17 protein-coding genes are annotated in these 18,809 nt (G+C 72.6%); 9 read left to right on the forward strand and 8 right to left on the reverse strand.

Features of this window, described 5'->3' with window-relative positions; all coding sequences use genetic code 11:
* Positions 1-69: 69 nt before the first annotated feature.
* The 3 genes from deoC to C3V41_RS14320 form a co-directional block, all read right to left on the reverse strand.
* Positions 70-795: a deoxyribose-phosphate aldolase gene (gene deoC, locus C3V41_RS12220; protein ID WP_106110479.1), complete on the reverse strand. Its 726-nt coding sequence runs from the start codon at positions 793-795 to the stop codon at positions 70-72.
* Between the two features lie 142 nt (positions 796-937).
* Entirely contained in the window at positions 938-2,419 is a 1,482-nt protein-coding gene (locus C3V41_RS12225) for an alpha-amylase family protein (RefSeq protein WP_106110480.1), read from the reverse strand.
* Between the two features lie 12 nt (positions 2,420-2,431).
* The gene (locus C3V41_RS14320) at positions 2,432-2,557 is read right to left on the reverse strand and encodes a hypothetical protein (RefSeq protein WP_302475974.1); all 126 of its coding nucleotides are present in this window, start codon (positions 2,555-2,557) and stop codon (positions 2,432-2,434) included.
* 162 nt (positions 2,558-2,719) lie between these two features.
* Here C3V41_RS14320 and C3V41_RS12230 point away from each other — a divergent pair, with 162 nt between their 5' ends.
* On the forward strand, positions 2,720-3,484 hold the full coding sequence (locus C3V41_RS12230; protein WP_254423759.1) for an SDR family NAD(P)-dependent oxidoreductase: 765 nt from the start codon (positions 2,720-2,722) through the stop codon (positions 3,482-3,484).
* A 464-nt stretch (positions 3,485-3,948) separates the two neighbouring features.
* Here C3V41_RS12230 and C3V41_RS12235 read toward each other — a convergent pair whose 3' ends face one another.
* Both C3V41_RS12235 and C3V41_RS12240 read right to left on the reverse strand, forming a co-directional pair.
* Entirely contained in the window at positions 3,949-4,614 is a 666-nt protein-coding gene (locus C3V41_RS12235; protein ID WP_106110482.1) for an SAM-dependent methyltransferase, read from the reverse strand.
* A gap of 146 nt (positions 4,615-4,760) precedes the next feature.
* Positions 4,761-5,150 carry a metallopeptidase family protein gene (locus tag C3V41_RS12240; RefSeq protein WP_106110483.1) on the reverse strand — a complete coding sequence of 130 codons (390 nt, stop codon included), beginning with the start codon at positions 5,148-5,150 and terminating at the stop codon, positions 4,761-4,763.
* Between the two features lie 166 nt (positions 5,151-5,316).
* Between C3V41_RS12240 and C3V41_RS12245 the strand changes: the two genes are divergently transcribed.
* From C3V41_RS12245 to C3V41_RS12970, 3 genes are read left to right on the forward strand one after another with little or no spacing between them, the layout of a single operon-like run.
* Positions 5,317-6,204 (forward strand): ABC transporter ATP-binding protein, encoded by an 888-nt coding sequence (locus tag C3V41_RS12245; protein WP_106110484.1) that lies wholly within the window; start codon positions 5,317-5,319, stop codon positions 6,202-6,204.
* A gap of 3 nt (positions 6,205-6,207) precedes the next feature.
* Positions 6,208-8,769 (forward strand): ABC transporter permease, encoded by a 2,562-nt coding sequence (locus tag C3V41_RS12250; RefSeq protein WP_106110485.1) that lies wholly within the window; start codon positions 6,208-6,210, stop codon positions 8,767-8,769.
* 26 nt (positions 8,770-8,795) lie between these two features.
* On the forward strand, positions 8,796-10,139 hold the full coding sequence (locus C3V41_RS12970) for a collagen-like triple helix repeat-containing protein (protein WP_129591614.1): 1,344 nt from the start codon (positions 8,796-8,798) through the stop codon (positions 10,137-10,139).
* 324 nt (positions 10,140-10,463) lie between these two features.
* On the opposite strand, the gene C3V41_RS12260 is transcribed toward C3V41_RS12970, so the two are convergent.
* Positions 10,464-11,132, reverse strand: coding sequence for a potassium channel family protein (locus C3V41_RS12260; RefSeq protein WP_106110486.1), 669 nt, complete (start codon positions 11,130-11,132; stop codon positions 10,464-10,466).
* A 164-nt stretch (positions 11,133-11,296) separates the two neighbouring features.
* On the reverse strand, positions 11,297-13,039 hold the full coding sequence (locus C3V41_RS12265) for an MFS transporter (protein WP_106110487.1): 1,743 nt from the start codon (positions 13,037-13,039) through the stop codon (positions 11,297-11,299).
* A 148-nt stretch (positions 13,040-13,187) separates the two neighbouring features.
* Here C3V41_RS12265 and C3V41_RS12270 point away from each other — a divergent pair, with 148 nt between their 5' ends.
* Positions 13,188-13,793 carry a TetR/AcrR family transcriptional regulator gene (locus C3V41_RS12270; RefSeq protein ID WP_106110488.1) on the forward strand — a complete coding sequence of 202 codons (606 nt, stop codon included), beginning with the start codon at positions 13,188-13,190 and terminating at the stop codon, positions 13,791-13,793.
* Between the two features lie 220 nt (positions 13,794-14,013).
* On the opposite strand, the gene C3V41_RS12275 is transcribed toward C3V41_RS12270, so the two are convergent.
* Complete coding sequence (locus C3V41_RS12275) at positions 14,014-15,531, reverse strand: TrkH family potassium uptake protein (protein WP_106110489.1); 1,518 nt, start codon at positions 15,529-15,531, stop codon at positions 14,014-14,016.
* A gap of 456 nt (positions 15,532-15,987) precedes the next feature.
* Between C3V41_RS12275 and C3V41_RS12280 the strand changes: the two genes are divergently transcribed.
* The 4 genes from C3V41_RS12280 to C3V41_RS12295 all read left to right on the forward strand — a co-directional run bounded on the left by C3V41_RS12280 (position 15,988) and on the right by C3V41_RS12295 (position 18,781).
* Positions 15,988-16,224: a helix-turn-helix domain-containing protein gene (locus tag C3V41_RS12280; RefSeq protein WP_106110490.1), complete on the forward strand. Its 237-nt coding sequence runs from the start codon at positions 15,988-15,990 to the stop codon at positions 16,222-16,224.
* A 130-nt stretch (positions 16,225-16,354) separates the two neighbouring features.
* Positions 16,355-16,453, forward strand: a complete 99-nt coding sequence (locus C3V41_RS12285; protein WP_003792170.1) for a 30S ribosomal protein bS22 — start codon at positions 16,355-16,357, stop codon at positions 16,451-16,453.
* A 169-nt stretch (positions 16,454-16,622) separates the two neighbouring features.
* Positions 16,623-17,876, forward strand: a complete 1,254-nt coding sequence (locus C3V41_RS12290; RefSeq protein WP_254423607.1) for a UDP-N-acetylmuramate dehydrogenase — start codon at positions 16,623-16,625, stop codon at positions 17,874-17,876.
* Positions 17,877-18,052: 176 nt separating this feature from the next.
* Positions 18,053-18,781: a hypothetical protein gene (locus tag C3V41_RS12295; protein WP_106110491.1), complete on the forward strand. Its 729-nt coding sequence runs from the start codon at positions 18,053-18,055 to the stop codon at positions 18,779-18,781.
* Positions 18,782-18,809 lie beyond the last annotated feature (28 nt).

Raw genomic sequence — 18,809 nt, forward strand, 5'->3', positions numbered from 1 at the left:
CGGAGGCCTCGATGGGCGAGTCCGTCCCCGTGAGGCGGGGTCAGGGGCCAATAGACACGGGGGCGCGCCTTAGACCTGCAGTCTGTTCATGTGAAGCGGGGTCAGGGTGTGGGGGGCGCCCGGGCGAGTGCGCGACGACAGCTGCGCCAGCCCGTCCAGGACCGCGGCGGAGGCGGACAGCCCCAGGCGGGAGGCACCGGCGTCGAGCATGGCCAGGGCCGCCTGGGCGGTGCGGATGCCGCCGGAGGCCTTGACCCCCAGATGCTTGCCCACGACGCGGCGCATGAGGCGGACCGCGTGGGTGGAGGCGCCGCCCGCCGGGTGGAAGCCCGTCGAGGTCTTGACGAAGTCGGCCCCCGCCGCCCGGGCGGCCCGGCAGCAGGCCACGATCTCCTCGTCGCTCAGGACGGCGGACTCAATAATGACCTTGAGCCCGGCGGGCCCGCACGCCTCCCGCACGGCCCGGACGTCCGCCTCGACGTCCCCCCACCTCCCCTCCCTGACCAGGCCGAGGTTGACCACCATGTCCACCTCCTGGGCGCCCTTGGCCACGGCGTCGGCGGCCTCGGCGGCCTTGACGACGGTGGGGTGGGCGCCCGAGGGGAAGCCGCAGACCGTGACCACGCGCAGCCCCGCAGGGACCGTCAGCGGGAGCTGGCTGGGGCTGACGCACACCGAGTAGGTGCCCAGTGCGGCGGCCTCGGCCACCAGGTCACGCACCTGCGCACCGGTGGCCTCGGGGGTGAGCAGGGTGTGGTCAATGAGGGCGGCGAGGTGGGCGCGGTCGGGGACCATGGGCCTCCTTTCCTTAGGCGGGCGCCCGGGGCGGGCGTGGTAGCGGCAGCCCCGGGCCCCTCACCTGGTGAGGCTGGCCGGGCGCCCGGGGCGGGCGGCCAGGACGGCAGGTGCTGTACGTCCCCCCGGGGCGGGCGGTGGGTCAGGAGGTGCCCAGGACCGCCCAGGCGTGGGCGGGCAGGACGACGCCGTCGCCCTCGGGGCGGGGCGCGGCCGAGCCGGGGGAGGTGGCGAGCACCGCGTGGTGGCCGGCCGTGGGCACCCAGGCCTCGTGCTCCTCCAGGCTCAGGACCACCACCACGCTGCCCGGGCCCCCGTCCGAGGCGCCCGCGTCAGCCCATCCGGTCCGGCCGGTGAGCTCAAGGGAGTAGAGGCGGTTGTCCAGGTGGAGGGTGGCCAGGTCGGCGTCGTGCAGCCAGGGCAGGCGGCGGCGCAGGCCCACCAGGTCCTGGTAGAGGCGCAGCGTGGGCGCCCCCAGGTCGGACATGTCGGCGGGGGTCGCCGGGAAGGGCGGGCGGATCTCGTCGTCCCCGCCCAGGCGGTCCTCCTTGACCCCCCGGTAGCCCTGCTCGTCGCCGTAGTAGATGGCGGGCAGGCCCGGCAGGGTGGCCAGCAGCGCGACCGCGTGGGACAGGTGGGCGGGCTCGGAGATCTGGGAGGCGATGCGGGTGGTGTCGTGGTTGCCCAGGAAGGTCCAGGGCACCAGGCTGCGCAGGAACTCGGCGTGGCGCCGGAGCGCCCAGTCCAGCTCGTAGAAGTTCCGGGACTCGATCGAGGACCAGACGGCCTTCCACAGCTCGTACTGCGTCACCGAGTCCATGCCCGAGGCCGCGGTAATACCCGTGTAGTCCCCGTGGATGACCTCCCCCACGAAGTAGGCCTCCGGGTAGTGCTCGCGCACCCGTGGCAGCACCCGGGTCCAGAAGGCGGGGTCGACGGCGTAGGCCGCGTCCAGCCGCCAGGCGTCGGCCCCGTGCTCCAGCCAGAACTTCATGACCTCGACGACCATGTCGGCCACGGCCGGCTCGGCGTGGTTGAGCGCCGGCAGCCACTCCTGGCCCTCAAAGCGCTCGTAGTCCGGGGCGGTGCCCGGCTGCCAGTCCTCGGGCCAGGTCAGGCGGAACAGGCGCGAGGCCTCCGACCCCGGCCCCGCCTGGGGCAGGGCGGCGAAGGCGGGGAAGTCCTTGCCCACGTGGTTGAAGACGCCGTCCAGGACCAGGCGCACCCCGCGGGCATGGGCCTGGCGCGCCAGGGTCTCAAAGTCCTCATTGGTACCCAGGCGGGGGTCGATGCGGAAGTAGTCCACCGTGTCGTAGCCGTGGGACATGGAGGCGAAGACCGGCCCCAGGGCCAGGACGTTGCACCCCAGGCTCACCAGGTAGTCCAGCCAGTCCACCAGGCGCAGCAGGCGGTGCTCGGCGGCCAGGGCCCCGGCCGGGGTGGACGGGTCGTCAGGGTCCCCCTGCGGGGCCAGGGTGGGGGCGCCCACGAACCCCAGGGGGAAGACCTGCCAGACAATGGCGTGCCGACTCCAGGCCGGGGCGGGGGGAAGGTGCTGGGGCGCGCTGATCCCAGCGGTGGGGGAGAACTCGGCGGGGACAGGGGTACCTGTGGAGTCAGTCATGGGGGCACTATGTTACTGCTCGGGCTGCTGGTGGCGCAGCACCAGGAGGATGCCGTCGTCTTGCGCCATGCGCGAAGAAGCGCTGGTCAGGCCGTCCTCCAGCATGACCTCGACACGTCGTCCTGCGCCACGCGCCAAGAGGTGGGGCAGACTCCTCCTATGGCCACTACGACCACCGTGCCCGCCCCTGACGCTGCGGGTGTGCCCGCTGTGCCTGCCTCCCCTGCGGGCGTGCCTGACGGGTCTGCCGCTGCGTCTGACGCTCCCGCTGCCGCGGTGGCGCCCGGCGGGTCTGCCGCTGTGTCCGCCTCCCCTGCGGGCGCGCCCCGCCGCGCCGTCGTCACCGGGGCCTCCACAGGCATTGGCGCCGCCACCGTCCGCCTCCTGCGCGCCCACGGCTGGGACGTGGTCGCCACCGCCCGCCGCGCCGCCCGCCTGGCAGCCCTGGCTAAGGAGGCCGGCTGCACCTGGGTCGCCGCCGACCTCCAGGATGCCGCCGACGTCGCCCGCCTTGCCACCGAGGTGCTCGCGGGAGGCCCGGTGGACGCCGTCGTCAACAACGCGGGCGGCGCCATCGGCCTCGACCCGGTGGCGCAGGGCAGGCCGGAGGACTGGCTCACCATGTACGAGCGCAACGCCCTGGCCGCCCTGCGCGTGAGCCAGGCCTTCCTGCCCACCCTGCGCGAGCGTGGCGGTGACCTGCTGTTCCTCACCTCCACCGCCGCCCACGACACCTATCCGGGGGGTGCCGGGTACGTGGCTGCCAAGCACGCCGAGAGGGTGGTGGCGGCCACCCTGCGCCTGGAGCTCGTGGGCGAGCCCGTGCGCGTCATCGAGATCGCCCCGGGCATGGTGCGCACCGAGGAGTTCAGCCTCAACCGGTTCCACGGGGACCAGGCCGAGGCCGACGCCGTCTACGCGGGCGTGGCAGGCCCCCTCGTGGCCCAGGACGTCGCCGAGTGCATTGTGTGGGCCCTGGAGCGGCCCGCCCACGTCAATATCGACTCCATGGTGGTGCGCCCCCGCGCCCAGGCCTCCAACACCCTGGTGGCCCGGGAGGGCTGAGCGGCCTGCCTTACGGAACGCCCCCGGGCGCGGAGCGGGGGCGCGTGCGTGGCCTGCTGGCGTCCTACGTCGCGGAAGGTCCTGGGCGCGGAGCAGGGGCGGCGGGCCAGGAGCCTTAGCGTCCGGCTCAACTGGAACGCGTCGGGCGCAGCTCAGGGGCCGGTGCGGGACTGTGCCGGGAGCTGGCGCCCCGTGCGTCGTCCTGGTGCACGGAGCAGGCGCCGGTCTACTCGGCTACCTCCTGCACGGAGCAGGCGCTTGCGTCCGTGAACCCCGTGAGCCGGGCAGGGGACGCCAGCAGGGCGAGGGGCCGTGGCACCAAGGTGTCTTCGCAGGTCAGGACAGGCTTGCGAGGGCGCCCTGAGCGGTCCGTCCGTTCTCGCGAGCAATAAGTACCGTTCTCACGACGAACAAGTACCGTTCTCGCGGGGAATAAGTACCGTTCTCGCGGGTGGGGGTGGGTCCTAGCGCAGGAAGGTGAAGAGCTTGACGCCCCGGCGCAGGGGCGGCGTGGCCCCCTCCCACCGGTGGACCCCCATGCGCATGGACGTGCCCTCCATACCCTCCTCGTAGGCGAGCTCCGTGAACCCGGCCCGGGAGAACCAGTGGCGGATCTCCGCCCCGGGGTCGGGCTCCTGGGACCCGCGGGTCCACACGAGCGTGGCGCCCGGGGCGCAGAACTGCGGGGCGACGGCCACGAGCCGCCGGGTGTCCTCCACCGAGACATTGCCCAGGATCCCCACGAGCAGCACCAGGTCGGCCGGGACCGCGCCCACGTAGGCGTCCGAGACCGAGGCGTCGTCCTCCACCACGCGCAGGTCCACGCCCAGGGAGGTGATGCGCTCGCGGGCGATGGCGGCGTTGACCGGGTTGATCTCCAGGAGGGTGCCCCGGACGCGGTTGTACAGCTCGGGGCGGGCCGCCAGGACGCCGAGGACGTCGTGCCCCTGCCCGGCGCAGGAGCTCATGACCCTGACCGTGCCGGGCCGGACGTCGAACTCCGCGGAGATCACCTGCTGGACGTGGCGCAGCCGTACCGACAGCTCCGAGGCGGGGTCCCGGTAGGCGTCGTGCCACGCCACGTAGTCGCGTAGCCGGGGGAACGGGGGGACAGGGGGTGTCTGGGGCATGGGCTCCTCCCAGGCTGTGGTGACGGATGGTCCTGTGGGGTATCCCACCAGTGGGAGGGCCCGTCGTCAAGGGCGGTGAGGGCGCCGGGACCACGGCACCGACGTCGTGCCGGTGTTGGAACGGACGGGCGCCGCCCGCCCCGGGCTCAGGCCCAGCCCAGCTCGTGCAGCCGGGCGTCGGGGATGCCGAAGTGGTGGGCGACCTCGTGGAGCACCGTCACCGCGATCTCCTCACGCAGCTCCTCCTCGCTGGTGCACCAGCGCTCCAACGGCCCCTGGAAGACGAGGACCCGGTCGGGCAGGACCAGGGACCAGGAATCGTCGCGCTCGGTCAGGGGCACGCCGTCGTAGAGGCCCAGGAGGGTGGGCATGCCCTCCTCGTCGTAGTCCTCGGGCCCCAGCACCTCGGCGTCGGGCTCGTCCTGGACCATGACGGCGACATTGTCCATCTGCTCGGCCAGCTCGGGCGGCAGGAGATCCAGGGCCGCTCCGACGGCGTCCTCGAAGTCGGCGGGGGTGAGGTGAACCGGGCTCATGACGCCAGCCTGCCACGCCCGCCCGCTGGGACCCGGGCGCCGCCCGCCCGGCGGGGGCCGCGCCGGGGGCAGGACGGGCAGGGAGCCCCGTGTCACCTGCCACAACGGCGCCCGCGGCGCAGGTGGCGCCCACGTAGGCCCCCGTCATGCGTGCCAGACTGGGCCCATGAGCATCTCCGCCAGCGCCTCCCCGCCCGCCCTGGCCCCCTGTCGGCAGGTGGAGGACCCGGTCATTACCGCCCGGGCGCTGACCAAGGTCTACGGGCGGGGCGCCGGGGCGGTCACCGCCCTGGACTCCGTGGACGTGGATATCGCCCGGGGCCGCTTCACCGCCGTCATGGGCCCCTCCGGCTCGGGCAAGTCCACCCTCATGCACTGCCTGGCGGGGCTGGACTCGGTCACCTCCGGGACCATCGTCCTTGACGGCGACGAGGTCTCCTCCATGAGCCAGCGTCGTCTGACCCGCCTGCGCCGTGAGCGTATCGGCTTCATCTTCCAGGCCTTCAACCTGGTTCCCACCCTCACCGCCGCCGAGAACATCACCCTGCCCCTGGACATCGCCCGCGTCAAGGTCGACCGTGAGCGCTTTGACCAGGTGGTCCAGGCCGTCGGGATCGCCGACCGCCTGACCCACCGTCCCGCGGAGCTCTCCGGGGGCCAGGTCCAGCGCGTGGCCTGCGCCCGGGCGCTGGTGGGCAGGCCCGCCGTCGTCTTCGCCGACGAGCCCACCGGTAACCTGGACTCCCGCTCCACCGTCCAGGTCCTCGAGATCCTGCGCCGCAGCGTGGACGACCTGGGCCAGTCGGTGGTCATGGTGACTCACGAGCCGGAGGCCGCCGCCTGGGCGGACACGGTCCTGTTCCTGCGTGACGGGCACGTGGTGGCCGAGCTGGGTGAGCCGGACCGCGACAGCGTCCTGGACGCCCTGCGGGTCCTGGGCGAGGGTGCCGGGCCCCTGGTCGCGCAGGAGGCGGCCTCCGTGCCCCGGGAGCGGGACGGGGCCGACGCCGGGGCGGGCGAGGGCCGGGGCTCCGACCAGCGCCCGGAGGCCTGAGCCGTGGGCCGCGTCGCCTGGCGCTCTGTGCGCGCCCACGCCAAGCAGTTCGTCCTGACCACCCTGGCGGTGGTGCTGGGGGTGGCCTTCCTCTCGGGCACCCTGGCCCTGCGTGCCGTCCTGTCGGACACCTTCTCCGCCCTGACGTCCTCCACCATCACCTCCGACCTGTACGTGAGCGGCGAGAAGGTCGCCGGCAACGCCAGCGCCACCGGCACCGTCCTGACCAAGCCCGTGGACGGCTCCCTGGCCGAGAGGATCAAGCAGATCGACGGGGTGGAGGTGGTCCACCGCGGGGCGTCCCTGACCGGCGTCCTGCTGGGGGCCGACCAGGCCCCCGTGACCTCCTCGGGAGCCCCCACGCTCCTGATCCCCGTCTACCCCCAGGAGCCGGGGATGACCTGGGTCCAGGGGTCCCACCCCCACGGCGGGAGCGAGATCGCCCTGGAGTCCGGGGCCCTGGGACGCTCGGGCCTGAGCATCGGGGACACCACCCACGTGGTGGTCCAGGGCCAGCCCGTCGAGGTCACGGTGGTCGGCGAGTTCAACTTCGGCACCACCATGGCCGGGGCCACCATCGTGGGCATGGACGCCGACTGGTTCATGCCGCTGGCCGCCCCCGACGACCAGGTCAGCGACATCTCCATTGACGTGTCCCCGGGGGCCTCGGTGGATGAGGTCAGGTCACAGGTGGCCCGGATCCTGCCCGACGGGGCGCGCCTGCTGACCCGGGCCGAGAAGATCGAGGAGCAGAACGCCTCCATTGAGAGGATCCTGGGGTTCGTCCAGACCTTTATCCTGGTCTTCGTCATCCTGGCCATGTTCGTGGGCTCCTTCATTATTATGAACTCCTTTGCCATGAGCGTGCGCCAGCGGGTCAAGGAGTTCGCCCTCCTACGGGCGGTGGGGGCCTCCCCGGGCTCCGTGTTCGGCGTCGTGCTGGTGCAGGCGCTGGTCATCGGGGCGGTCGGCTCGGCCCTGGGGGTGGCCGCGGGCGCCGGGCTGCTGTCGGGGCTGGTGGCCCTCCTGCGTGCCATGGACATGCCCCTGCTCGACGGCGTGGCCATGACCGGGCCGATCATCGTGGTGTCGCTGGTGGTGGGGATCCTGGTGACCGTTGTCGGCGCCCTGCTGCCCGCGCGCGAGGCGGCCCTGACCCACCCGGTGGAGGCCATGCGGGGCGTGTCGGGGGCCCGCGAGAAGTCCCTGGTGGTGCGCACCGTCCTGGGCGGGCTCCTCCTGGCCGCCGGGGTGGCGGTCGTGGCCGCGGCCTGGCTCAGTGAGGGCATACCCCAGCGCAAGCTCGTCCTGGGGGTGGGGGCGGGCGGGGTCGTGCTCGGCCTGCTCGCCGTCTCCCCGGTGCTGGCCCGGCCGGTGGTGGGGGTCCTGGGCCTGCCCCTGCGTCTGCTGCGCCCCTCCGGGCGCCTGGCGGTGCGCAATATCGTGCACAACCCGCGCCGCACCGCCAACACCTCCGGCGCCCTCATGGTGGGCATGGCCCTGGTGTGCGCGGGCGCCACCCTGGCGACGTCGGTCAACGACTCCGTCTCCGACGTGGTCAACCGGTCCATGAAGGCCGACCTCCTGCTCCAGCCCGCCGGGGGCGTGGGCGGCCAGCTCCCCGCGCAGATGCTGGCCCAGGTCAATGAGCTCGACGGCGTGGCCTCCACCACCTCCTACACCGTCTACCTGATCTCGGCCACGGGCGCGGACGGCACTGACACGGTGGCCCTCAACGTCAGTGAGCCGGAGGCCTTCCTGCGGGCCTACGACCTGGCGGTGACCGAGGGCGACGTCGCGGACATGGACGCCACGCACGTGGCCGCCTACAAGAGCGCCGGCCTGCACGTGGGGGACACGGTCACCCTCACCGGCCCGGCGGGCTCGGTGGAGGCGGGTGTGGTTGCGGTCATTGACCCAAAGGGGATCGCGGGGTCCTTCTCCGCCTCGCCTGAGCTCGCCGCGGCCCTGGGCTCGTGGGGCGGGTACACCCCTGCTGACCCCGCCCAGGTCCTGGCCAGCCCGGTGGGCGTGTTCGTCACCCTGGCCCAGGGCGCCGACCTGGAGACCGTACGCGCCCAGATCAAGCAGGTCGTGGCCCCTACCTACCTGTACACGGTGCTCGACGCCTCCGAGATCTCCGACATGGTGGGCCAGCAGGTCAACCAGGTCCTGGCCGTCCTGTACGGGCTGCTGGGGCTGTCCATCGCCATTGCCGTCCTGGGGATCGTCAACACCCTGGTGCTCTCGGTCAGTGAGCGCACCCGGGAGATCGGGCTCATGCGGGCGGTGGGCCTGGGGAGGGCCCAGCTCAGCGGGGAGATCATGGCGGAGTCGGTCCTCACTGCCCTGTACGGCACCGTGGTGGGGGGTGGTGCCGGGGTGGTGCTCGCCGTCGCCCTGTGCGAGGTGCTCAAGGACGAGGGGATCTCCACGGTGACGATCCCCTGGGGGCAGCTGGTGGCCATGCTCCTGGTCGCCGTCGGGGTGGGTGTGGTGGCGGCCCTGTGGCCGGCCCTGCGCGCCTCACGCCTGCCGGTCCTGGAGGCGATCGCCACCGAGTAGCGGGCAGGGTGTGGGAGGATTCACCTATGAGCTACTCCCCCCAGTACCCGGCTGCCCCTTCTGGGGAGCAGGCGGTCTACCCCACGCTTACGCCGCAGGATCCGGGAGCCTCCTACGACGCCATGCTCAGGGCGGGGGCACAGGCCCCCCGACGTAGCGGCGTGGAGGTCGCGGCGATCGTACTGGCAGCCGTCGCCCTCCTGCTCGAGGGCGTGCAGCTGTTCCTGAGGACACAGGGGGTGATGAGGAACGCAGGACCTTCTCTGGTGGCATACATCCTGGTGGGGTTCCTGGTCGACCCGCTCATTATCCTGCTCGTGGTGGGCCTGGTCCAGGGCGCTGTGCGCCGGGTCAACGGGGCGCTGGCCGGCGTCGTCGTGCTGGCGGTGCTCAGGGCCGTCCTCATTGTGCTGCGCCTGGCCACGCTCCCCGGCAACTACGCCTACCCCTACGTCAGCAGTGACGTCCTCGCGGTGCTGGCCTGCGTCGTCGCCACCGTCGCCGGGATCCTGGCAGTGGTGGCCGCCCCCCGGCTCCGGACCCCTGTCGGCGCGGCGCTGGGGGCGGGGGTCGCCTACTGGCTCCTTGCCGCGAGCGCCAGCGCGCTCATCTCCCTGCCCCTGAACCTGACGGCCATTTCCTCCAGGAACTTCGGCGAGCAGACGCTGGAGGTGAGGATGAGGGAGTTCCTGAGCTGGATGCCCTCGTTCCCGGGCTCGCCCGGCCTGTCCGTGGTCGTCGGCACCCTGCTCGCCGTCCTGCTCCTGGCGCTCAGTGTCCCTGCCGTCGTCGCCTTCTCCGTACGCAACTGGGGGCTGCTGCTGGGGACCGGTCTGGCCGGGGCCTGCGTCTTCCTCGTGACCCACGTCCTGGTCGCTGTCGCGATGTCCTACACGGCCAGTATCACGGCGGTCGTCATTGTCGTGGGGGCGGTTCCTCTCGCGGTGTCCCCGGTGTTGCTCACGCCCTCGTCACGGGCGTGGTTCGCCGCGGGCAGGGCCGAGAGGAGGCGGGCGCGCGGGGGCGTCCCCGGCGTCGTACCTGCGTACCCGGGGGCTCCAGGGGCTCCTGGGGTGCCCGGGGCTTCGGGGGCGCCCGCCTGGCCGGGTGCCCAGAGTGCTCCGGGGGCGCCCGGGGTGCCCGCACAGGTACCGCCGACACCCGTCTACGGCCTTCCCACAGGCGTACCGGGCGCACCGGGCTACCCGGCTCCCTCGGGGACCCAGTCGGTCCCGGGCGGTGGGGGCTACCCGGGCGGGGTCCAGGGCGTCCCGGGCAGTGGGGGGTACTCGGGTGGTGGGGGCTACCCGGGCGCGCCGGGCCCCGTGGCCCCGGGACGCAGCCCCTACGAGCCGCCCGAGTGGTCCTAGCCGGCACTATATAGCCAGCGCTATATAGTCCTAGTGCATTCTGGCTGTACGAGTGCGCTCTTTACATCCACTGCTTGCGTCGTACGTATGGGAGTGCGTCTTATACCCTCTTATATTGGACCCCTAAGAGCTGACCTTCATCGCACGCGCGGGGGCGCCCTTTCCTGCGCACTTTTAATCCGATCCTAGGACCCGCGTCGCATGCGCGGCGCGCGGGGAGCGCGATCAGGCCTAGTGCCCCGGGCCCATCGGGAGCGCGCCGGGTCCACCCGCTCGGGGCTGCAGGTCCACGGCGGTGCCCCGGGTCCGGCGGGGGTGCGCGCCTTAGGCCCGGTTGGCGAACCGCTCCAGGAGGGTGGCGTCCCCCCCGACCACCAGGACGTCGTCGGAGGAGACGAGGGTCTCGGCGCTGGCGTACTCAAAGGGCTCGCCCGGACTCATGAGACCGAAGACGGTGACCCCGTAGCGGGAGCGGATCCTGGCCTCACCGATGGTGAACCCGTGGAGCTCGCGCGGCGGTCGCATCTTGACAATGGTGAAGCCGCCCTTCTCCATCTCAATGTAGTCCAGCATGCGTCCGGACACGAGGTGGGCGGCGCGCTGCCCGGCGTCGAACTCGGGGTAGACCACGTGGTGGGCGCCGATACGCCGCAGAATGCGCCCGTGGGCCCGGGAGATGGCCTTGGCCCAGATCTGCGGGGTCTCCAGGTCCACCAGGTTGCCGGCGATGAGCACGGAGGCCTCCAGGGAGGAGCCCACGCCCACCACCGCCGTGCCGAACTCCGTGGCCCCCAGCTGCTCCAGGGCCTCCATGTCGGTGGCGTCGGCCTCTATCAGGGGGATGCGTCCGCTCCACTGGCGCACCAGCGTGGGGTTGGACTCGACGGCCAGGACCTCACGTCCCAGACGGTCCAGGGTGGCGGCCACGGCGGAGCCGAAGCGTCCCAGCCCAATGACGAGCGTGGAGTCGGTACGGGAGTCTGCGGCGGGCATAAGCCTACGGTATCGCGGACCCTGTCCCGGTGCCCCGGGGGTGGTTCCGTCGTGGTTCGAGGGCCGAGGTGGGCGGTGGGCCCTCGGGGCGCGGGCAGGGCCGGTGCCGTGGCCGGGGGAGGCCGGCGCGGGGGCCGGGGAGGCCGCTGGCTCCCGGCCGCCTGCTACCGGCTGCGCACCCGCCTGACGGTGAGCGCTCCCAGCACCAGGAGCACCGTTACCGCGGCCAGCAGGCAGGCCATGAGCAGGAAGCCCCCGGCGTAGGCGTCGATCTGGGCGCGGTCGGACAGGTCGGCGGTGAACCTGGCGATAATCTCCTTGCCGGCCGGGGAGTCAGGCAGCGCCTGCGCCTGGACCAGGGCCTGGGTGGCCTGGGCGCGGACGGCCTCGGTGTGCGTGGTGACGTAGTCCTGCACGTGCCGGGTGGCGTAGGTGGCCAGTAGGGCGACGCCGAAGGAGCCCCCGATCTGCTGGGTGATGGTCAGGACGGCCGAGGCCAGGCCGGAGTGGCGCTGCGGGATGCCCCGGGTGCCGGCGCTGAAGGCGACCGGCATAATCAGGCCCGCCCCGATCCCCATGAGGACCAGGCCCGGGACCGCCACCTGGGCGTAGCCGGAGTCGGGCCCCACCTGCGCCAGGACCACGAAGGCCAGGGCCTCCACGCCCACCCCCAGCGGCAGCGTGCCGCGCACGCCCAGGTAGGGGACGAGCAGGCGGCCGGCCAGCGGCGCGCTCGGGACCAGGGCCGCGATCATGGGCAGGAAGGCGACGCCGGTGCGCAGGGGCGAGTAGCCGAAGTGGTTCTGCAGGTAGTAGGTCAGGTACACGGCTCCGCCCATCTGGGCCGCCCCGAATGTTGCCACCGCCGCGTAGGAGGCGGCCCGACCGGGTGCCGAGGTGATCCACAGGGGCAGAGCCGGGGCCTCGGCCAGGTGCTCGCGCACCACGAAGAGGATGGCGAGCACTACCGCGGCCCCCAGCCACAGGAGGGTCGACGTCGAGGTCCAGGAGGTCTGCTCGGCCCGGTCCAGGCCGAACACGACAGCGAAGCAGGCCGTGCACCCCAGGGCCAGGCCGGGCAGGTCCCAGGCGGACTGCTCGTGACGGCGTCCCGGGGCGGGCAGGCTGCGCAGGCCGATGACGAAGCCCGCCGCGGCAATGGGCACGTTGACGTAGAGCGACCAGCGCCAGCTCAGCCAGTCCGTCAGGGCCCCGCCGATGAGGAGCCCGGCGGCGGCGCCCAGCCCGCCGGTGGCGCCGAAGAGGGCGAAGACCTGACGACGTCGGGGCCCGGAGGGGAAGGTGGTGCTGAGCAGGACCAGGGAGGCGGGGGACAGGAGCGCGGCGAACGCCCCCTGGACGGCCCGGGCGGTCACCAGCAGGGGGAAGGCGGGGGCCAGCCCGGCCACCAGGCTCGCCGTCGCGAAGCCGATCTGACCGATCCGGTAGGCGCGCCTGAGGCCAAGGGCCGTCACCAGGCGGCCGCCCAGCAGCACCAGCCCACCGTAGGCCAGGGTGTAGGCGGTCACCACCCACGGGCGCTGGGAGGTGGACAGCCCCAGGTCCTCCTGCATCCTGGGCAGGGCCACGGCAATGATCGTCATGTCCAGGACGATCATGAGCTGGGTAATGAGCGAGCTGGCCACCAGGGCCAGCGCGCGGCGACGGAACGCCGGCTGTACCGGGGCTGCGGTGGGTGGGTCGGCCGGGGCCGAGGGGTCTGGGGCCGACGCGGACGAGCTGGCCGGGGCCGACGCGGACGAGCTGGCCAGGGCTGAGGGGGCCGACGTGGCGGGTGCCGGGAGCCCCGCGGTACCGGAGGATGACGGGGAGGGGGCCACGGCGTCGGGCGTGGAGTCCTGGACCTCCAGGGGGTGCGGCTGCGGGGGCCGGGCAGGTGACCTCATACTGGGTACCTCAAATCGAAAGAGATCTTTTCGCTTGCGGTCGTCAGCGTAGGGTGAGGCCTCTGTCCTGTCAACAACGACCGTTTCGTTTTAGATATGAACTGGGACACCGCAGACGAGGGAGGCGCGGACCCCCTACCATGAGGGCATGCCACGGGTCACGCAGTCGCACAGGGACCAGCAGGCCGCCAGGATCCTGGCGGCCGCCGAGACGTGCTTTGCCCGTCACGGCTTCCACGCCGCGTCCATGGACGAGATCATTGCCGAGGCGGGCATGTCCTCCTCCACCGTCTACCGCTACTTCCCCCAGGGCAAGCGCTCCCTCATCCAGACCGTCCTGGAGCAGGCCACCGACCCGGTGGTGGAGTGGATCGCCGACCTGGCGGCCCGCGAGCAGGTACCCGACTTGGAGGAGGCCTTCCTGGAGGGGGTCGGGTACGTCTGGGCCCTGGAGGGGGAGCCCGGGCGGATGGCCCTCCTGGTCAGCATCTGGGCCGAGCTGGCCCGTGAGCCCCGGCTCTACGACGTCGGCAGCCGCGAGCGCTACCAGCAGGTGCGCGGCAGGATCGTCTCCCTGGTGCGGCGCTGGCAGGACGCGGGGGCTGTGACCGCCGCGATAGCCCCTGAGCAGGCCGCCGCCGTCATCCACACCACCGTCATGGGCCTGATCGTGCAGCGGGCGCTGGTGGGGGAGGGTACCCAGGACGACGTCGCCGCGGCGGCCGGTGGGATCGCCCGCCTGCTGGCGCCCTGAGGCTCGCGGCAGGGTCCTGGTCGCCTTCCGTGCGGGCTGGGTTGCCGGCCGAGGCCACGCCCGCGTACGTCCCTCAGCACGCCGCCCACGACACGCAGGAGCCGGCTACCCGCCCCGGCACGAACAAGTACCGTTCTCACGACGAACAAGTACCGTTCTCACGACGAACAAGTACCGTTCTCGCGGAAGGGCGGGAGGAGGGCAGATGGGTGGGGCGGGGTCAGCCAATGAGCGGGCGCTCCTCGGGCATGCGGATGACCCGGCGTCGTTCCCGCAGGGCCAGGGCGCTCGCCGCGGTCATGGTCCCCACCCTCCCCAGGAACATGAGCGCAATGAGCACGTACTTGGCGTTGTCGGGCAGCAGCGGGGTGATCCCCGTGGACAGTCCCACGGTGGCCAGGGCGCTAATGACCTCGAAGAGGATCCGGTCCAGGGACAGGTCCGTCATCTCCAGCAGCGCCAGGGAGGCCAGGCCCACGATGGAGGCTCCGATAAAGGCCACCGCCACGCTCAGGCGCACGGTCGAGGGCGTGATCCGCCGTCCGAAGGCCTCAATGTCCTGGTCCCCGCGGGCCTCGGCGAGAATGGCCAGCAGGAGCACCGCGAAGGTGGAGACCTTAATGCCCCCGGCGGTCGAGGCCGAGCCCCCGCCCACGAACATGAGCACGTCCTGGAGGAACCAGGTGGACTCGTGCATGTGCTCCGGGGCGATGGTCGACAGCCCTGAGGAGCGGGCGTTGACCCCGTTGACCAGGGCGGTCAGGATCCTGCCGCTGGTGGGCAGGGAGCCGTAGGTGGCCCTGTTGGTCCACTCGAAGGCGGCGATCGTGACCGCCGAGACCGCCGACAGGCCGGTGTAGGTGGCCAGGGTGAGCTTGGAGTGCAGCGTCCAGCGCCGCGGGCGGGTCAGGTTGCGGGTGACGTCCAGGATGACGGGGAAGCCGACCGCGCCCACGAAGGTGCCCACCACGATCGGCAGGCCCATCCACCAGTCGGTGGCGTAGGGGGTCAGGCCCTCGGGCATGACCACGAACCCGGCGTTGTTGAAGATGGACAGCGCCATGAAGAACGCGTACCACAGGGCGTGGAAGGGGTCCATGCCCAGGGTCATGAAGCGCGGCAGCAGGACGATGGTCAGGACGGACTCCACAATGGTGGCGGTCAGGACGACGGCGCGCAGCAGGGAGGCGACGTCCCCCAGGCGGGACTGGTTCTCCGTGGCGGCCATCATGCGCTGGGTCAGGCCCACGTGCCGTGACACCGCCAGGGAGAGCAGGGACGCCAGGGTCATGACGCCCAGGCCGCCTATGGCCGCGCCCACGATAATGACGAGCTGGCCGAAGGTGGACCAGTAGGTCGCCGTGTCCACGACGGTCAGCCCGGTGACGCACACCGCGGAGGTGGCGGTGAACAGGGCGTCCACGAAGGAGGGCGAGGCGTCCTCGGCGCTGGCGAAGGGCAGGGACAGCAGGGTGGCGACCACCACGATAATGAGGGCGAACACCGCGACGGCCAGGCGCGCGGTGGAGAAGCGGGCGGCCCGCTCCAGGGTGGTCCGCAGGTGCAGGCGCTCGACCAGTCCGCGCAGGCCGGTGGCGGGCTCGGCGGTGACCAGCCGCTTGCCTCCCAGCCCCGAGGCCGGGTGCGCTACCGGGTGCGGCCGGCAGCCGGCCTGGTGCGGGGGCTCAGGGGGCTCAGAGGGTGCTGTCTGGGAGGCCACGGTCTCATTCTCACCCATACAGGGAGCCGACGCCGGGGCAGCCGCCCCGGGCACAGGGTCAGCGGGGCCAGCCGGGCCAACCGGGCCAGCCAGGCCGACGCCGGTACTGGCGCTGGTCGGAGGCCAGTGGGCGCCGAGGGGCGGAGGGCGCCGGTGGGCGCCGAGGGGCGGGCACGGCGGGGAGCTGCCGCCCGTGCGCTCGGGTGCCACGGCGCGGGGACCTGCGCCGCCTCGCGCTGACCGGGCAGGGGGCGGACGCGGAAGCGGTGCGTGGCAGTGCGTGGCGGGTAGGGGCGTCCCGGTGACGCCGCCGTCGGAATGACAACAGTGTGAGATGTGACTATTGGGGCCACAGTGGCAGGTTATTCCTGTGTGTCGGATGTGGTGCACGATATAGTAGGCGGGCTCCACCTGAGCAGGCGGCCTCCTCCCGGTGGCCGTGCACCACCCACCCCTCTCGAGACGGGACTGACAATGGCACCGGGTCTCCCCACCCCCGCTTCCAAGGCACCCTCCTTCCTCACCGTGGCCGAGGTCGCGGAGATGCTGCGTGTCTCCAAGATGACGGTCTACCGCATGGTGCACTCCGGCGACCTCCCTGCCATGCAGGTAGGCCGTTCCTTCCGGGTGCCCCAGCGCGCCGTCGAGCAGTACCTGGCCGCCGGGCTTGGTGACTGGGGCCACGAGGAGGCGGAGTCAATGGGCACCTGAGACCCGTTAGAATCGCACGGTCACCTGTGTGGCAGGGCCTGTCCCTGTCACCACTCGCGTAGTCGTCCTCGGATCGTCCCGGTCCGCCGGGACGCGCGGGCGATCGGCACGCACACTGTGAGGTAGTTCCATGGGATCTGTCATTAAGAAGCGCCGCAAGCGTATGGCCAAGAAGAAGCACCGCAAGCTGCTTCGCAAGACGCGCCACCAGCGTCGTAACAAGAAGTGACGCCAGCCGTGTGAGCCCTGCGGGCCCCGCACACTCGTGCGGGGCCCGGCGTGCCTGTACCCTCGGTGCCGGTCCCGGCTGCGGGTCGGCGCCGTCCCGGAGGGGCCGCCGGCCACGGGGGCGGCGACGCCCAGCCGGTACCCGGACCCAGGAGCCTGAAGGAGCGGCCATGAGCGACAGCGTCAATATGTTCGTGGGCATGGAGAGCCAGGAGGCCTGCACGGTCCCGCTCTCCGCTGAGGTCGGGGAGCAGGACCGGCCTGAGCCGGTGACGGCCCTGGCCCGGCCCCTGGGGGCCGACCCGGGGCCGCACCCCACCCTGGGCGAGCTCACCACCCTGCGCGTGGGCGGGCCCGTGCGCTCCTACCTGGAGGCCACCACCCAGGAGGAGGTCACCCAGGCGGTGCGGCAGGCCGACGCCGAGGGCACGCCGGTCCTGGTCATTGGCGGGGGAAGCAACGTCCTGGCCTCCGACGCGGGCTTCGACGGCCTGGTTGTCCGTGACGCCCGTCAGCAGGTCAGGCTGGACTCGGACTCCGCCTGCGGGGGCGTGGAGGTCACCGCCACGGCCGGAACCACCTGGGACGACCTGGTCTGCGAGGCCATCGCTCGGCAGTGGGCGGGGTTCGCCCCCCTGTCGGGGATCCCCGGGACGGTGGGTGCCGCCCCGGTACAGAACATCGGGGCCTACGGGGCGGAGGTCGCCGAGCTCATCGCCTCGGTGCGCGCCTGGGACCGGGCGGCCAACCGGGTGGTCTGGCTGTCCCTGAGCGAGCTGCGCCTGGCCTACCGCGACTCCCGCCTCAAGCGGTCCCTTAGCGACGCCGAGGTCGGCGGCGGGCGGACCTGGGGCCCCACCGGACGCTGGGTGGTCCTGGACGCCACCTTCGCCGTGCGCCAGGGCTCCCTGTCCGCACCGGTGGCCTACTCCCAGCTGGCGCGGACGCTGGGCGTGGAGCTGGGGGAGCGGGTCCCCGACCGCGAGCTGCGCGACGCCGTGCTCTTCCTGCGCCGCTCCAAGGGCATGGTCCTGGACGCCTCCGACCACGACACCTGGTCGGCGGGATCCTTCTTCACCAACCCGGTCCTCACCAGCGCCCAGGCCGCCACCCTGCCCGAGGACGCCCCCCGCTTCCCCGTCACCGACCACTCCCAGGTGGTCCTGGGCACCAGGGCCGCCCCCGTCGTCGAGGGCCTGACCAAGACCAGCGCGGCCTGGCTCATAGAGCACGCGGGCCTGGGCCGCGGCTTCAGCCTGCCGGGGGCGGCCGCCTCCCTGTCCACCAAGCACGTCCTGGCCCTGACCAACCGGGGCCAGGCCACCAGCGCCGACATGGTGGCCCTGCGCGACACCGTCGTCGAGCGCGTGGCCCAGCGCTTCGGGGTCACGCTGGTGCCCGAGCCGGTCGCCGTCGGATTCTAAAAGGATCCTGACCGGCGACGTACTGTAGCCGGCCTTAGCCGGCGGCGACGTACCTTAGCTGGCGGCGACGTACCTCTAAGGTACGTCCTCGGTGACCAAGGTACGTCGCCCACCACTAAGGTACGACGCCGGTCAGGTGCGGGGGACGGGGCAGCGGGAGGGGGACAATACGGGACATGACTCGCGCCTTCCACCGTCCCGCCCGCCTCGACCCCGACGTCGCCGAGCAGATCGAGGGCAACGCGGACACCGCCGCCACCTCCGAGCTCGCCCACCACACCGCCCAGCTCCTTACCGGCGGGTTCGCCAGCGGCACGCCCGTGCCCGGCCCCGACCGCCGGGGTGAGACCGCCCCCGTCGTCACCGGCGCAGGCACCGGACCCGCCCCGGCCACGGACGTGCTCACCCGCGACGCCGTGGTCGACGCCGTCGCCTGCCACGGGGTGGACCAGGTCGCCGAGCTGTGGGCGGACTCCCCGGCCACCACCCTGCCCGGGGCCCTGTGGCGCCTCTACCTGGTGCGGGAGTGGATCCGGCGCGACCCGGACCTGGTGGAGCGCCGCTACGCCACCGAGGTGGACCTGCGCGGGGCCGACGCCCAGGTCCTGGAGCGCTTCTCGGCGGCCAGCTCCGAGGGGCGGCGCGTGCCCACCCCCGGGCAGGTGCGCGAGCGCCTGGACGAGGTGCTTACCGGGCAGGCCGGGGGCCTTGCGGGCCTGTCCCCGGTGCTGGTGGGCGCGGCGGACTTCCTGGCCGCCCTGGCGGCCGGCTCGGGGGCGACCTGGATCGAGTCGGAGTCCGACGAGCTCGCCTACCAGGTCACCCGGCGCGACTCCGCCCTCCTGGCCACGGCCGACGAGCTGAGGCAGGCGGCGGGCCGGGCCCGGGCGGGCACGCTGGACTGAGGCGCCCAGATCCCGCCACCTGCCCGGT

This window comes from Actinomyces sp. oral taxon 897 (assembly GCF_002999235.1).
GTDB lineage: Bacteria > Actinomycetota > Actinomycetes > Actinomycetales > Actinomycetaceae > Actinomyces.